Raw genomic sequence first — 15,329 nt, 5'->3', positions numbered from 1 at the left:
TCCGCCGCGTATCCTGGGCCAGGGGCACCGGCCCGTCGAGGAGGACCTCGGCCGCAGCCGCCCGCCGGGCCCCTCTCCCAGGAGGATCACCCGTGCCCGAAGCTCGGAACCCGTTTCCCGTCGTCAACTTCCGCGGTTACGACCGTGACGCGGTCGACGAGGCGCTCACGTCTCTCGAGCAGGCCCTGGCCGACGCGCGCGCGCAGGTCGAGGCTCTCGACTCCGAGAAGCTGAAGGTCGCCGGCGAGCTCTCCGAGGCACACCGGCAGCTGCGCGAGGCGGAGCGGCCCACGTACGCGGGCCTGGGGTCACGGATCGAGCAGCTGCTGCGGTCGGCCGAGGAGCAGTCCTCCGACGTCATGTCGCAGGCCAACGCCCAGGCTGCCGACGCGTTGGCGCGCGCGAAGCTCGCGGCGGGCCAGCTGCGCGCCCGCGCCGAGAACGAGGTCGCCGAGCTGCTCGCGACCGCCCGCCGGGAGGCCGAGGAGGTCCGTGCGACCGCGGCGGCGGAGACCGAGAGCGCGCTCGTCGCGGCACAGCGTCGCGCGGAGGAGCTCGTCGGCTCGGCCGAGCGGGAGGCCGCGCGGATCCAGAGCGCGATCGCCACGGAGGAGAGCGACCGTCGCACGTCCCTCGAGCGCGAGCTGGGCACTCTGCGCGCGCGGGTCGAGCACGAGGCGACCCAGCTGCGGATCGCGACCGAGCGGACCGCGACCGAGCTGCGGACGCGCACCGAGTCCGAGACGGCCCAGCTGCGCGAGGAGTCGGAGCGCTACGCGCAGGACCTGCGCCAGAGCGCCGACCAGGACACCACCGAGCTGCGCCAGCGCGTCGAGGCCGACGTCGCGGCGCTGCGCGCCGACGCCGAGCGCTACGCCGCGCGCCTGCGCTCGGACGTGAACGCCGAGGTCGCGGCATGGCGGCAGACGGCTGCCGAGGAGACCACGGCGATGCGCGCGGCGGCTGCCGAGTACGCGGACGCGACGCGCGGGACGGCAGACCGTGACGCGGCGGCGCTGCAGCAGCGGGTGGCCGCCGAGGTGGCCGCCCTGCGCAGCGAGGCGGAGCAGTACGCGGGCTACGTCCGCGCGACCGCGGAGCGCGAGGCAGGCGAGCTGCGGGCCGCGACGAGCGACGAGATCGGTCGGGCACGTGCCGAGGCCGAGGACGCCGTCGCGACGCTGCGGACGGAGTCCGAGCAGTACGCGGCGGAGCTCCGGGCGCTGGCCGACCGCGAGACGACCGAGCTGCGCGAGCGGACGGGTTACGAGGTCGCGCACCTGCGCGAGACCGCGCGGCGTGAGACCGACGAGCTGCGGGCCACGACCGATCGGGAGACCGCCGAGGCGCGCGCCGACGCCGAGCGCGAGACGACGGAGCTGCGCGAGCGCACCCGTCTGGAGGTCGAGCGCCTGCAGACGGAGGCACGCCGCGCGATCTCCGAGGCGACGACGCAGGCCCGCACGCGGGCCGACGAGCTCGTCCGTCGCGCCGAGCAGCAGCTCGCCGACGCCGAGCTCGCGATCGCCGCCCAGCACGAGGCCGCCGAGCGGCACGACGCCGAGCGGCACGAGTCGGCCCGGGCGGAGACCGAGCGGCTGGTCGCCGACGCCGAGGCGCACGCGTCGGAGGCGGAGGAGCGCGTGGCGAAGGCACTCGCGCACGCCGAGAAGGTGCGGGTCGAGTCGGAGAAGCAGGCGGCCGAGCTGCTGGCCAACGCGCGGCGCAACGCCGACCGAGCGGTCGCCGAGGCACGCGAGCACGCGGAGAAGCAGATCTCGGACGCGCTGAACGAGGCGGAGCGCGAGCGCAGCACGGCGACTCGCCAGGTCGAGGACCTGCACCGGCAGCGGGAGTCGATCACGTCCTACCTCGACGAGCTGCGGCACCTGCTGGGCACGAACCCGGACCCGGCCGCGCTCGAGAAGGCGGGCAAGATCGAGGCGCAGTTCGCACAGGCGCAGGCCGCGAGCCCGCGGCAGGACAGCGACACCGCTGCGGACGGTGGCAGGCCCGCAGACGTCGCACCGCAGGAGCCGGCGCCGGTCGAGCGGGCGCAGGGCACGCCCGCACAGGATCAGCCGGCACAGGGTGACGCGCCCCAGGCCGACGCCCCCACCGCAGACGCCGCGACCGCGGAAGACCGTCCGGCAGGCGCGGGCAGTGACCAGACAGCCCGCCCGGTGCGCCCGGTCCGACCCGCACGCACGTCGAAGTCCCGGCCGGCCCCCGTCTCCGCCGCCATCCCGGTGGTGCCCTCCCCCGCGGTGCAGGACGAGCAGGCGGATCCTGCGCAGGACGCCTCCCCGGGCTCACGCTGAGCGCGGGCACGTGAGCACGCGATGACTCCCCAACCACCGGTACCGGGCGGCGCGACCGACGGTCCGGCACCTCGGCCCGACGGCGGCGCCTCCGACTCCGGCGTGAGCGAGGACGAGGCCGCCCGGTGGCGCGCGCAGCGTCGGGAGGCTGCCACGGCCCATGCCGAGGCGCTCGCCGCGCGTCAGCGGGCGGAGTCCGCGCGGGCCCGCGCGATGATCGGGGAGTTCCTCGCCGAGGCGCGGGCGCGCGGTGTCGCACCCGCGCCCCTGCACGTGCGCTCGTACGACGGTCGCGCGCGGTACCGCACTCCCCTCGAGGGCTGGTACCTGCGCCGGGACGAGACCGTGGGCATCGACACGGCCGGGGAGTTCTACGTGCTGACGACCCCTCGGAGCCTCGTCGCGCACTTCCGGGGGGTGCGGCCGACGCCGCAGGACCCGCCGCTCGTCATCGGGGCGGGCGGCAAGGACGGCGAGTCCATCGACATGCCCGACGCGCTCGCACGCGTGCTGGCCGGCGAGGTCTGACGCGACACCCGACGTCGACCCGTCCGGGGCTCAGCTCGAGGGCTCGTGGACCCGCTGCAGCAGCTCGGCCAGCGCGGTACGCACCGCAGCGGGGTCCTCGACGGCCGACAGGTGCCCCACCCGCGGCACCACGACGAGCAGTGCCTGGTCCACCGCGGCCGTCATGTGCTCGGCGGAGTCGACGCCCGTGACCTGGTCCTCGTCCCCGACGACCACCACGACCGGACCGCGGAACTCCGCCAGCACGTCCGTGCGGTCGGGGCGTGCGGCCATCGCCCGCTGCGCCCAGGCGACCCGCGCGGGGTCCTGCTCGCCGATCCACGCGGTCACGCGCTCGACCACGTCCGGGCGCGCGCTGCGCGTCGTCTCCCCCAGCAGCACCTCGGGCATGCCGCGGACGGGGTCGACGGTACCGGCGGCCTGGACGTCGTCCGCGACGGCACGGCGCTTCGCCGCCGCCTCGGGCGTGTCGGCGGTCGACTTGGTGTCGACGAGAGCGAGCCCGGCCACGAGCTCGGGATGGCGCTCGAGGAGGGCGAGGGCCACGTAGCCACCCATCGAGAGCCCGGCGACCACGGCAGGCCCGTACCCCGCGCTGCGGATCACGGCCGCCACGTGGTCGGCCGCGTGCTCCAGGGCCGGGTCCGGCAGCGGCTCGTCCGCTGCGACCGGCAGGTCCGGGGCGAGGACCCGGTGCGTCGTCCCGAGGTCCGCCGCGACGTCGCCCCACATCCGGTGGTCGAGCGGGAAGGCGTGCAGCAGGACGATCGGGGTCGTGGTCATGCGTCCTCCAGGGTGCGGTCGATGTCGGCTCCTGGGTGACGGTCGGGGCCCGCCCGGTGCCGTCCTCCCGCAGGGGGCTCGATCTCGAGCCTAGCGACGACCGCCGTCCGCGGCCCGGGCGCGCGCGACCGCGGCAGCCCGCTCGAGCAGCACGGCGACCCCGTCGTCGGCGTTCGACGGCAGGGTGTCGTGCGCCGCCGCTCGCACCGCGGGGTGAGCGTTCCCGACGGCGAACGCCCGGCCGGCCCAGCCCAGCATCGGCAGGTCGTTGGGCGCGTCACCGACCGCCCAGACCTGTGCCGGCGCGATCCCGCGTGCTGCCGCCCACGTCGCGAGCGTCGCCGCCTTCGTCACCCCCGGAGCCGCGATCTCGCCGAGCGCGCCGGCGGCGGACGACGTGACGTGCGCGAGGTCGCCGAGCACCGCCTGCGCGTCGGCGACGAACGCGTCGGCGTCCTGCGCGCGACCCGGTGCCTGCAGCAGGAGCTTGAGGGTCGTGACGGGCAGGACGTCCTCGATCCGCGCCGCGATCGGGCTCGCGTGCGGGACGACGTGCTCGGAGACGAAGCCGTGCTCCGACGCGAAGCCGTCGGCGCTCTCCACCGCCAGGTGCACGCCGTCGGCTCCCCACGCCGCACGGAGGCGCTGCGCGACAGCGGTGACGCGATGCCGGTCCATGCCGTGCTCCTCGAGCACCCGAAGCCCCGCGACGTCCACGACGGACGCCCCGTTGGCGCAGATCGCCACGCCGTGACCGGCGACGTGGGCGGCGAGCTCGGCGAGCCAGCGGTGCGGCCGCGCGGTGACGAACACGACGTCCAGCCCCGCGGCCTCGGCGTCCGCGAGTGCGGCCGCGGTCCGGAGCGACACCGTGCCGTCCGGGCCGAGGAGCGTGCCGTCGAGGTCGCTGGCGACGAGCCGCACGTCGTGCCCGGCTGCGTCGGGGCGGTGGCCGTTCCGGCCGGCGACGCTCATCGGCGCGTCGGCCCGCGCCGGGTGCGCGCCTGCCAGCACGAGGAGTGCCAGTGCCGCCGCTCGTCGACGCCGTCGCCCCGCCACGAGTCGGTGCGCCAGGCCACGACGTGCCCGGCCCCCGCCGGGACCACCTGGTCGCACCCGGGGCAGCGGTACTCGCGGTCCGAGCCCCGGACCTGCTGCACGACCCACTCGCCGTCGGGCCCGGCCTCGGCACGGCGGCCGCCCGTCGCGCGCTCCACGTCGAGCGGCACGTACGGGGCGCCGTACGGTCGGCGGTCGGAACGACGGGAGCGGGGCACGGCCCCATCCTCACCCGCAGGGCTGCGCGTGCACCAACGCCGCCGCCCGGGACCCGCCCCACCCCCTCGGTGTGCCAGGAGACGAACGAGCCCAGGGCGGCGGGGCGTCACAGGGTGGCGGCGGACTCCGGCGTGGGGATCTCGCCCGTGCGGACGAGCTCCCGGTACCAGCGGGCGGAGTCCTTGAGGGTGCGCACCTGGGTGTCGTAGTCGACGTGGACGACCCCGAAGCGGCGGTCGTACCCGTACGCCCACTCGAAGTTGTCGAAGAGCGACCACACGAAGTAGCCGCGCACGTCGACGCCCTTGTCCATCGCCTCGCCGATGGCGTCGAGGTGGTCGTGGAGGTAGGCGACGCGCTCCGCGTCGTGGACGCGGCCGTCCTCGGTGACGGTGTCGTAGAACGCGGCGCCGTTCTCGGTCACGGCGAGGGGCAGAGCCGGGTAGCGCTCGTGCAGCTCGAGGAGCAGGTCCACGAGGCCCTGGGGCTCGATGTTCCACCCCATGGCCGTGTACGGGCCGGGCTGCTTGAGCCACTCGACCTGGTCGGCCCCGACCCAGGCGCTCACCTCGGACGAGCGATGACCGTCGGGACCCGGCGTGCCGTCACCGACGGGCGGGGTGCCGTGCTGCACGCGCCCGGTCGAGTAGTAGTTGACGCCCAGCAGGTCGATCGGGACCTGGATGAGCTCGAGGTCGCCGTCCTGGATGAACGACCAGTCGCTGACGGACGCCGTGTCCGCGAACACGCGCTCGGGGTAGGCGCCCTCGAGGAGCGGCCCGAGGAAGACCTCGTTCGCGATCGTGTCGATCCGGCGCTTGGCCTCGATGTCGGCCGGGTCGTAGGACGCCGCGCGCGTGACGTGCAGGTTGAGCGTGATGGAGACCGGGGTGTCCGCGCCCAGCTCCTCGCGGATCGCGGTGGCCGCGAGACCGTGGGCGAGGTTGAGGTGGTGGACGGCAGCGAGGGCCGCCGCCGGGTCCGTGACACCGGGGGCGTGCACCCCTGAGCCGTAGCCGAGGAACGACGAGCACCACGGCTCGTTGAGCGTGGTCCACAGGTGGATGCGGTCGCCCAGCGCACGGGCGACGATGCGGGCATACTCCGCGAACGCGTAGGCCGTGGCGCGGTTGGTCCACCCGCCCTCGTCCTCGAGCGCCTGCGGCAGGTCCCAGTGGTACAGCGTCACCACGGGCTCGATGCCCGCGGCGACGAGCCGGTCCACGAGGTCGGAGTAGAAGTCCAGGCCGGCCTGGTTCACCTCACCGGTGCCCGCGGGGACGATGCGCGGCCAGGCGACGGAGAACCGGTAGGCCTGCAGACCGAGGTCCTGCATGATGGCCACGTCCTCGGGAACCCGGTGGTAGTGGTCGACCGCCACGTCACCGGTGTCACCGTCCAGCACCTTGCCAGGCGTGTGGGAGAAGGTGTCCCAGATCGACGGGGCGCGGCCGTCCTCGTCGACCGCCCCCTCGATCTGGTACGACGCGGTCGCCGAACCCCAGAGGAAGTCGCCGGGGAACTGGCGGCCGGACGGCCTCGTCGTGCGGGTCATGGCATGGCCTCCGAGAGGTGGGCGGGTCGAGGGTTCGGCGGACCTGGAAGGTCTCTGACGCTCACGCACGGCATCGGTGCCGCGCGGATCGAATCGATACGATACACAGCCTGGGATCGCTCCCGCACCCCTGGGACGACTCGCGGCGCGAGACAGGTGCAGGAACCACCCCCACCGTAGGGGCCGCGCCCCGGGACGGCCCACCGTCGCGCGCTAGGGTGAGCCGAACCAGGGGGTAGACGTGCCGCGGCGCCAGCGGCACGTGACGAACGGGAGCGACGTGGCCACCACCATCGACGACGTGGCACGGGCGGCGGGGGTCTCGACCTCGACCGTCTCCTACGTGCTGTCCGGCAAGCGACCCATCTCGGAGCCCACGCGGCAGCGGGTCGAACGTGCCATCCGTGACCTCGGCTACCGGCCGCACGCCGGGGCCCGGGCCCTCGCTTCCAGCCGGACCGACGTGCTCGGCCTCATGGCTCCGCTGCGCGTCGACGTCAACTTCTCCGTGATCATGCAGTTCGTCACCGGCGTCGTGTCCGCGGCCCGCACCTACGGCCACGACGTGCTCCTGCTCACGTCGGACGAGATCGCCGACATGGAGCGGGTCGCCTCCGGCTCCATGGTCGACGCGCTGGTGATGATGGACGTCGAGGCCGACGACCCGCGCGTGCCGGTCCTCACCGGCCTGAGCCAGCCCGCCGTCCTCATCGGCCTGCCGCGCGACCCCGAGGGCCTGTCGTGCGTGGACCTGGACTTCGCCGCCGCCGGTCGCCTCGCGGCGCAGCACCTCGCGCGCCTCGGCCACCGCCGGATCGCTCTCATCGGGTCGCCGCGTGCCGTGATGGAACGTCACACCTCGTACGCCGAGCGCATGATCGAGGGCTTCACCCGCGGCGTGACCGAGAGCAGCCTCGAGGGCGTCGTCGAGGCCTGCGAGGCGTCGACCGCCGGCGCGTCCGACGCCGTCGACCGGGTCCTGGCGCGCTTGCCCGACGTCACCGCGCTCGTCGTCCACAACGAGGTCGCGCTGCCCTGGGTGCTGGCCACGCTCCGGGAACGGGGTCGTCACGTGCCGGACGACGTCTCCGTCGTCGCACTCTGCCCGTCCGACGTCGCGCTGGGTCAGCTGCTGCCCCTGACGAGCATCGACATCCCGGCGCAGGCCATCGGTGAGGTCGCCGTCGAGATGGCCATGGCACGGGTCGTGCGCGACGAGCCCGCCGAGACGCGGCTGCTCGCACCTCGGCTCGTCGAGCGCGGGAGCACCGTGGCCCGCCCTGCCTGACCGGGATCCGCAGCGCTCGGAGGCACGGACCTCAGGCCACCCAGGACCCGTCACGCGCGACGCGGACGGGACGCAGGTCCGCCGTCGTGACCACGAGGTCGGCCCGCCGGCCCGCGACCAGCGCACCCACGTCGTGGCGCCCCAGGACCTGCGCCGGCGTCGCCGACGCCGCCCGGACCGCGTCGAGGAGGGGAACCCCGGCCGCGACGGTCGCGCGCACGACGTCGAGCAGGTGCGCGAGGCCGCCGGCGATCGCGCCGGTTCCGGGCCTACCCCCCGGCAGGTCCACGAGGACCCGGGCCACACCGCCCTCGACCCGCACGCCCTGCGGTCCCAGGCGGTAGTCGCCGTCGGCCATCCCCGCGGCCGCGATGGCGTCCGTGACCAGCACGGCGCCGTCCGGCCCCACGAGCTCCATGACGGCCCGCACGGTCGCCGGCGCGAGGTGGGTGCCGTCGGCGACCAGCTCGACGACGAGCTCGCCGCGGGCTGCGGCGCCGAGGCACGCAGCCACCGGTCCCGGATCACGGTGGTGCAGCGGGGGCATGCCGTTGAACAGGTGCGTCGCCGTCGGGCGTGCGCCGCGTGCCCGGGCCGACGTCGCCAACAGGTCGAACGCGCGAGCGACGGCGGCGTCGACGCGCTCGGCGGACGCATCCGTGTGCCCCACCGACGGCAGCGCACCGGCCGCCACGAGCGCGGCCAGGACGTCGTCACCCCCGTCCGCCACCCCCGGGACCTCCGGCGCGAGCGTCATCGAGACCAGGTGCCCCTGCGCCGCGACAGCCAGCTCGCGGACCAGGTCCGCGTCACCGTCGACCATGTCGTCCGGGTGCTGCGCCCCGGCGCGCGCGCGGGAGAGGAACGGCCCCTCCAGGTGGATCCCGGCCACCACACCCTCTCGCGCGGCCGCCGCGAGCAGCGCGGTACGGGCGAGCAGCACGGCCCGCGGAGCGGTCACGAGGGACGCGACGAGCGTCGTCGTCCCGTGGCGCAGGTGCTCGTCCGCGACGCGGCGGACGTCGTCGGGCCCCGTCGCGTCGGGGAAGCTCGCTCCCCCGCCGCCGTGGCAGTGCAGGTCGACCAGCCCGGGCAGCACACGCGTCCCCGCGGGCGGCGCGGGCGGCAGGTCCCCCAGGGGTGCGTCGTCCGCAGGCCCCACCCACACGACCCGTCCGTCACGAGCCACGACGAGCCCATCGGGCAGCACGCCGCTCGGCGTCACCACGTCACCGCGCACCGTGAGCGCGCCGGGAGCTTCCGAGGGTCCGACTGCCATGCCCCATCCTCCCGCCAGGTCCCACCGCCGCCGGGGACGTCCCCGTGCGGGGCGCGCCGTCAGCGCCCGCGTGCCGCTCCGGGAGCTCCCTGCGGGTTCCGGCGCCGGGCGACGAGACCGGCGACCAGACCACCGACGACGCCACCGACCGTCGGCAGCCCGACCATGTCCCACAGCAGCCCGCCGGCCAGCTCCCACGGCCACGACGAGAGCAGCACGCCAGTCTGCACGACGCCCACGACGGCGCCGCCCAGCAGGCCGATCAACGTGTAGACACCGACCGACCGGCCGAGGCGCGCCAGGAGTCCGCGCGCGAGCAGCACCAGCGGCACGGCGCACAGCACGGCAGGACCGGCCGCGTACAGCAGCCACAGGGCGGGCACCGTGACGGCCGAGGCGCTCGGGCCGTCCGCCACCAGGACGGCGACCGCCCGCACGAGCCACACCGTCACAGCGGCGGCCGCCACCCCCGCCACGGCGGGGAAGGTCCAGTGCCGGGTCACGCGCGCACCGCTGCCACGTGGCGGCCTGGGCCGGTGGCCGTCGCGACGGCCGGCTGGGTGCTCACCGGCCGATTGAACACGCTCACGGGGCCAGGTCCAAGGCGCGAGCGACGCGGGGTGTGCTCAGAACAGCCGCGAGTCGACATCGTCGACACCACGCATCGCGTCGTAGTCGAGGACGAGGCAGGAGATGCCACGGTCCACCGCGAGGACGCGCGCCTGCGGCTTGATCTCCTGGGCCGCGAAGACTCCGCGCACCGGGCTCAGCAGGGGGTCCCGGTTGAGCAGCTCCAGGTAGCGCGTGAGCTGCTCGACGCCGTCGATGTCGCCCCGGCGCTTGATCTCGACCGCCACCGTGCCCCCGTCCGGGGACTTGGCGAGGATGTCGACCGGTCCGATGGCGGTCGGGTACTCCCGGCGCACCAGTGTGTGGCCCGTCCCGAGCAGCACGATCTGCGCGGCGAGCAGCTCCTGCAGGTGCGCCTCGACACCGTCCTTCACCAGGCCCGGGTCGACACCGAGCTCATGGGCGCTGTCGTGGTGCACGTCGTACAGGTCGATCACGAGACGGTCGTCGGACTTGGCGTGCTGCACCGTCCACACCTGCGTCACGCCCGCCGCGCGCTGGTCCGCGTCGGGCTCACCCACCACGAGCGAGCAGGGAGGACTCATCCAGTTCAGCGGCTTGTAGGAACCGCCGTCCGAGTGCAGGAGCACGGACCCGTCCGCCTTGACGACGACGAGCCGACGGGCGCGTGGCAGGTGCGCCGCGAGCCTGCCCGTGTACCGCGCGGCACACTCCGCGACGACCAGGCGCATGCGCGCTCTCCTCCGGTTGCTTCCGAACTCAGATGACCTTGCCGACCCGGGAGGGCGTCGCCTCGAGCCATGACGTGAAGCCCGCGTACGCGTCGACGGACATCCGCAGCCGGACCTCCCGGGGTGCGCCTCCGGAGGACGGGACGACGCGGCAGCGCGCCACGACGGCCGGCGGACGGCCCTGCACCGGCGGCGCAGGCGTGCGCTCGAGCACCACGATGCTGCCGCGCGACCACCGCCGAGCGGGCCGCGGCATGATCGACAGCCGCCGCCACCAGTAGAGGGTCACGGCACCGTACTGCCCCACGCCGCGCGCCCACGACGTCTTGCCACGCCGGTCGACCTCGCGCAGGACGCACGAGAAGGCCCCCACCCGGCGGGCGAGCGTGCGGGTCCGCGAGAGCCACAGCGCTGCGACGACGCACGCACAGACCAGCAGCGATGCCACGACCACGGCGACCCACGCCGCACCGCTCATGCCGTGACCTCCACGCCGGCGCCGGTCGCGTCAGCGCCCGGTCCGGGCGGTGTCCGCCGCCCTCGAGACCGAGTCGACCACGATCGTCACCTGATCCGAGTCGACGGACAGGAACCCACCGTCGACGTCCCAGGAGAGCGGCGCGCCACCACCCGCCGGGAGCACGCGGACCGCGCCCGGCCGCAGCACGGACAGGATCGGCGTGTGCCCGACGAGGATGCCGATATCACCTTCGGCGGCCGGCGCCGACACCTGACGCGCGGCGCCGGACCACACCTTGCCGTCCGCTGCGACGACGTCGACCTCGAGCTGTGCCACCGTGCTGCCTCCTCAGTCCTAACGGTACGTCGTCTGGGTCCGAGGACTCAGACGCCGTACTCCTTCTGGATGCGAGCCCAGTTGCGCTCGAGGTCCTCGAGGCCACCGATGTTGAAGAACGCCTGCTCGGAGATGTGGTCGAACTCGCCGTCCGCGATCTTCTTGAACGCCTCGACGGTCTCGGTCACCGGGACCGTCGAGCCGACGACGCCGGTGAACTTCTCGGCCATGTAGGTGTTCTGCGAGAGGAACTGCTGGATGCGCCGCGCACGCGCGACGATCGTCTTGTCCTCCTCGGAGAGCTCGTCCACGCCGAGGATCGCGATGATGTCCTGGAGCTCCTTGTTGCGCTGCAGGATCGACTTCACGCGCGTCGCCACGTCGTAGTGCTCCTGGCCCACGTACCGCGGGTCGAGGATCCGGCTGGTCGAGGCCAGCGGGTCGACGGCCGGGTACAGGCCGCGCGACGCGATCTCACGGCTGAGCTCGGTGGTCGCGTCGAGGTGAGCGAACGTCGTGGCCGGCGCGGGGTCGGTGTAGTCGTCGGCGGGCACGTAGATGGCCTGCAGCGACGTGATCGAGTGACCGCGCGTCGAGGTGATGCGCTCCTGGAGCTGGCCCATCTCGTCCGCGAGGTTCGGCTGGTAGCCGACCGCGGACGGCATGCGACCGAGCAGGGTCGAGACCTCGGACCCCGCCTGCGTGAAGCGGAAGATGTTGTCGATGAAGAGCAGCACGTCCTGCTTCTGCACGTCGCGGAAGTACTCCGCCATCGTCAGGGCGGACAGGGCGACGCGCAGACGCGTGCCCGGGGGCTCGTCCATCTGGCCGAAGACGAGGGCCGTCTTGTCGAAGACGCCCGCCTCCTCCATCTCGACGATGAGGTCGTTGCCCTCACGCGTGCGCTCACCGACACCGGCGAACACCGACACACCGCCGTGGTCCTGGGCGACGCGCTGGATCATCTCCTGGATGAGGACGGTCTTGCCGACACCGGCGCCGCCGAACAGGCCGATCTTCCCGCCCTGGACGTACGGGGTCAGCAGGTCGATGACCTTGATGCCGGTCTCGAACATCGTCGTCTTCGACTCGAGCTGGTCGAAGGCCGGGGGCTTGCGGTGGATCGGCCACCGCTCCGTGATCTCGAGGGTCTCACCCTCGGCGAGGTTGAGCACCTCGCCGGTGACGTTGAAGACGTGGCCCTTGGTCACGTCGCCGACTGGCACCGAGATCGGCAGGCCCGTGTCGCGCACCTGCGCGCCGCGGACGAGGCCGTCGGTCGGCTTGAGCGCGATCGCGCGCACCAGGGAGTCACCCAGGTGCTGCTCGACCTCGAGCGTCATGGTGAAGCCGCCGGCGGCCTCACCCTCGCCCTGCGTCGAGAGGTCGATGTCGACCTCGAGCGCGTTGTAGATCTCGGGGATCTGGTCCGGCGGGAACTCGATGTCCACGACGGGCCCGATGACCCGCGCGACCCGGCCGACGCCGGGCGTGCCGGCGTTCGCGGCCGTCGCGTCGACGGTGGTGGCGGTCATGTCTGCCTCGCTTCGCTCGTCCGGGCCGCTCAGGCACCCGGCTGGGGTCTGTGTCGTGCTGCGTTCGTGGTCAGGAGGACGCGAGCGCGTCTGCGCCCGACACGATCTCGCTGATCTCCTGCGTGATCTCGCCCTGACGCGCCTGGTTGGCCAGACGCGTGTAGGTGCGGATGAGGTCCTCGGCGTTCTCGGTGGCGGTGTGCATGGCCCGCTGCCGTGCCGCGAGCTCGGAGGCCGCAGCCTGGAGCAGGTTGGCGTAGATGCGCGTGCGCACGTAGCGCGGCAGCAGCGCGTCCAGCACCTCCTCCGGGCTCGGCTCGAACTCGTAGAGGGGCAGTGCGTCGTTCTCCTCCACCGGTGCGACGCCCTCGACGACCTCCAGCGGCACCATGCGGATGACGCGCGGCCGCTGGGTCACCATGTTCACGAACTGCGTGAACACGACGTGCACCTCGGCGACGCCGCCGTCCTGCGCCGGAGCGCGGAACGCGTCCAGCAGTGCGTCGGCGATCTCGTCCGCGATCTCCGGTGTGGGGGCGTCCGAGAACCCGGTCCACCGCCCCGCCAGCTCGCGCTGACGGAACGTGTAGTAGGCGACCGCACGACGGCCCGCGACGTACAGGGCGACCTGCTTGCCCTCACCCTCGAGCCGATGCACGAGACGCTCGGTCTCGCGGATGACGCTCGCCGAGTAGGCGCCCGCCATACCGCGGTCCGAGGCGATGAGCAGGACCGCGACCCGCTGCGTGTCCTCGCGCTCCACCAGGAACGGGTGGGACGTGTCGGAGTGGGTCGCGACCGCCGAGACGGCACGCGTGATCGCCCGCGAGTACGGGGTCGCCATCGCGACGCGGTCACGCGCCCTGCCGATGCGTGACGCCGCGATGAGCTCCTGTGCGCGGAACATCTTCTTGAGCGCTTGAGTGCTCTTGATCCGCGCCTTGTAGACGCGCTGCTGACCCGCCATGCTCAGGCCCGCTTCTGGCGGACGATCTGCTCCTGCTCGACCTCGACACCCTCGTCCTCGGCGCCGCCGCCCACGAGCGGCGTGCCGTCGAACTTCAGGAAGCCCAGCCGGAACTCGTCGATCGCGTCGCCCAGGGCCTTCTCCGTCGCTTCCTCGAGCTTGCCCGTCTCCGCGATGGTCGACAGGACGTCGGTGTTGCGACGCAGGTCGTCCAGCAGCTCGGCCTCGAACCGACGGACGTCCTGGATCGGGACGTCGTCGAGCTTGCCCTTGGTGCCGGCCCAGATGGAGGCGACCTGGTCCTCGACCGGGAACGGCGAGTACTGGCCCTGCTTGAGCAGCTCCATCAGGCGTGCACCACGCGTCAGCTGGGCGCGCGACGCCGCGTCGAGGTCGGACGCGAACATCGCGAACGCCTCGAGCGAGCGGTACTGCGCCAGGTCGATCTTGAGCGTGCCGGAGACCTGCTTCATCGCCTTGACCTGCGCGGCGCCGCCGACACGGGAGACCGAGATGCCGACGTCGACAGCGGGGCGCTGGTCGGCGTTGAACAGGTCCGACTGCAGGAAGATCTGGCCGTCGGTGATCGAGATGACGTTGGTCGGGATGTACGCCGAGACGTCGTTGGCCTTCGTCTCGATCATCGGCAGACCCGTCATCGAGCCCGCGCCCAGCTCGTCGGAGAGCTTGGCGCAACGCTCGAGCAGCCGGGAGTGCAGGTAGAAGACGTCACCCGGGTAGGCCTCACGGCCCGGCGGGCGGCGCAGCAGCAGCGAGACGGCGCGGTACGCCTCGGCCTGCTTCGACAGGTCGTCGAACACGATGAGGACGTGCTTGCCCTGGTACATCCAGTGCTGGCCGATGGCCGAACCGGTGTACGGCGCGAGGTACTTGAAGCCGGCCGGGTCGGACGCGGGCGACGCGACGATCGTCGTGTACTCGAGCGCGCCGGACTCCTCGAGCGCGCTGCGCACGGCCGCGATCGTCGAGCCCTTCTGACCGATGGCGACGTAGATGCAGCGGACCTGCTTGTTCGGGTCGCCCGTCTCCCAGTTGGCCTTCTGGTTGATGATCGTGTCGATCGCGATGGCCGTCTTGCCGGTCTGGCGGTCGCCGATGATGAGCTGCCGCTGGCCGCGGCCGATCGGGATCATCGAGTCGATGGCCTTGAGGCCGGTCTGCAGCGGCTCGTGGACCGACTTGCGGGCCATGACGCCGGGCGCCTGGAGCTCGAGGGCGCGACGGCCGTCCGTCACGACCTCGCCGAGGCCGTCGATCGGCTGGCCCAGCGGGTCGACGACGCGACCGAGGTACCCGTCACCCACGGGGACCGAGAGCACCTCGCCGGTCCGGCGGACCTCCTGGCCCTCCTCGATCCCGGTGAACTCGCCCAGGACGACCACGCCGATCTCGCGCACGTCGAGGTTGAGCGCCAGGCCCAGCGTGCCGTCCTCGAACTTCAGCAGCTCGTTGGCCATCGCGCCGGGCAGGCCCTCGACCTGCGCGATGCCGTCGCCTGCCACCGCGACCCGTCCGACCTCCTCGGTCGCCGGGCCCTTGGGCTCGTAGGACTTCACGAAGCTGTCCAGCGCGGAGCGGATGTCCTCCGGCCGGATCGTCAGCTCAGCCATGGCGTTCTCCTCATCTGACGCACGCGCCGTGCGCGTGCGTTGTGTC

15 protein-coding genes are annotated in these 15,329 nt (G+C 73.4%); 3 read left to right on the top strand and 12 right to left on the bottom strand.

Annotated elements, in window-relative coordinates; translation table 11 throughout:
- Positions 1-92 precede the first annotated feature (92 nt).
- Together NP048_RS05575 and NP048_RS05570 are read left to right on the top strand one after the other, a co-directional pair.
- Complete coding sequence (locus NP048_RS05575; RefSeq protein WP_227578490.1) at positions 93-2,321, top strand: hypothetical protein; 2,229 nt, start codon at positions 93-95, stop codon at positions 2,319-2,321.
- 21 nt (positions 2,322-2,342) lie between these two features.
- Entirely contained in the window at positions 2,343-2,849 is a 507-nt protein-coding gene (locus tag NP048_RS05570) for a hypothetical protein (protein WP_255620394.1), read from the top strand.
- 30 nt (positions 2,850-2,879) lie between these two features.
- On the opposite strand, the gene NP048_RS05565 is transcribed toward NP048_RS05570, so the two are convergent.
- From NP048_RS05565 to NP048_RS05550, 4 genes are all read right to left on the bottom strand, one after another.
- The gene (locus NP048_RS05565) at positions 2,880-3,632 is read right to left on the bottom strand and encodes an alpha/beta fold hydrolase (protein WP_227578488.1); all 753 of its coding nucleotides are present in this window, start codon (positions 3,630-3,632) and stop codon (positions 2,880-2,882) included.
- A 90-nt stretch (positions 3,633-3,722) separates the two neighbouring features.
- The gene (locus NP048_RS05560; protein ID WP_227578487.1) at positions 3,723-4,607 is read right to left on the bottom strand and encodes an HAD family hydrolase; all 885 of its coding nucleotides are present in this window, start codon (positions 4,605-4,607) and stop codon (positions 3,723-3,725) included.
- Entirely contained in the window at positions 4,604-4,909 is a 306-nt protein-coding gene (locus NP048_RS05555; protein WP_227578486.1) for a hypothetical protein, read from the bottom strand. The genes NP048_RS05560 and NP048_RS05555 overlap by 4 nt, the downstream gene beginning before the upstream one ends.
- Positions 4,910-5,016: 107 nt before the next feature.
- The gene (locus NP048_RS05550) at positions 5,017-6,465 is read right to left on the bottom strand and encodes a GH1 family beta-glucosidase (RefSeq protein WP_227578485.1); all 1,449 of its coding nucleotides are present in this window, start codon (positions 6,463-6,465) and stop codon (positions 5,017-5,019) included.
- Between the two features lie 280 nt (positions 6,466-6,745).
- Between NP048_RS05550 and NP048_RS05545 the strand changes: the two genes are divergently transcribed.
- Positions 6,746-7,753 carry a LacI family DNA-binding transcriptional regulator gene (locus NP048_RS05545; RefSeq protein WP_227578484.1) on the top strand — a complete coding sequence of 336 codons (1,008 nt, stop codon included), beginning with the start codon at positions 6,746-6,748 and terminating at the stop codon, positions 7,751-7,753.
- Between the two features lie 31 nt (positions 7,754-7,784).
- Here the strand turns inward: NP048_RS05545 and NP048_RS05540 are convergent, their stop codons facing one another.
- The 8 genes from NP048_RS05540 to atpA all read right to left on the bottom strand — a co-directional run bounded on the left by NP048_RS05540 (position 7,785) and on the right by atpA (position 15,283).
- On the bottom strand, positions 7,785-9,032 hold the full coding sequence (locus tag NP048_RS05540) for an N-acetylglucosamine-6-phosphate deacetylase (protein WP_227578483.1): 1,248 nt from the start codon (positions 9,030-9,032) through the stop codon (positions 7,785-7,787).
- Between the two features lie 59 nt (positions 9,033-9,091).
- Entirely contained in the window at positions 9,092-9,535 is a 444-nt protein-coding gene (locus NP048_RS05535; protein ID WP_227578482.1) for a hypothetical protein, read from the bottom strand.
- A 123-nt stretch (positions 9,536-9,658) separates the two neighbouring features.
- Positions 9,659-10,354 carry an endonuclease NucS gene (nucS, locus tag NP048_RS05530; protein ID WP_227578481.1) on the bottom strand — a complete coding sequence of 232 codons (696 nt, stop codon included), beginning with the start codon at positions 10,352-10,354 and terminating at the stop codon, positions 9,659-9,661.
- Between the two features lie 28 nt (positions 10,355-10,382).
- A complete protein-coding gene (locus NP048_RS05525; RefSeq protein ID WP_227578480.1) occupies positions 10,383-10,832 on the bottom strand; it encodes a DUF2550 domain-containing protein in 450 nt (149 codons plus the stop codon).
- 30 nt (positions 10,833-10,862) lie between these two features.
- Positions 10,863-11,150: a F0F1 ATP synthase subunit epsilon gene (locus NP048_RS05520; protein ID WP_227578479.1), complete on the bottom strand. Its 288-nt coding sequence runs from the start codon at positions 11,148-11,150 to the stop codon at positions 10,863-10,865.
- A 47-nt stretch (positions 11,151-11,197) separates the two neighbouring features.
- Positions 11,198-12,685, bottom strand: a complete 1,488-nt coding sequence (gene atpD / locus NP048_RS05515; RefSeq protein WP_227578478.1) for a F0F1 ATP synthase subunit beta — start codon at positions 12,683-12,685, stop codon at positions 11,198-11,200.
- A 70-nt stretch (positions 12,686-12,755) separates the two neighbouring features.
- Positions 12,756-13,652: a F0F1 ATP synthase subunit gamma gene (locus NP048_RS05510; protein WP_227578477.1), complete on the bottom strand. Its 897-nt coding sequence runs from the start codon at positions 13,650-13,652 to the stop codon at positions 12,756-12,758.
- Positions 13,653-13,654: 2 nt separating this feature from the next.
- Positions 13,655-15,283 carry a F0F1 ATP synthase subunit alpha gene (atpA, locus tag NP048_RS05505; RefSeq protein WP_227578476.1) on the bottom strand — a complete coding sequence of 543 codons (1,629 nt, stop codon included), beginning with the start codon at positions 15,281-15,283 and terminating at the stop codon, positions 13,655-13,657.
- Positions 15,284-15,329 lie beyond the last annotated feature (46 nt).

The sequence above is a fragment of the Cellulomonas xiejunii genome (genome assembly GCF_024508315.1).
Taxonomy (GTDB): Bacteria; Actinomycetota; Actinomycetes; order Actinomycetales; family Cellulomonadaceae; genus Cellulomonas; species Cellulomonas xiejunii.
Note: the sequence above shows the minus strand (reverse complement) of the source record. Positions and strands in the feature narration are given on the sequence as shown.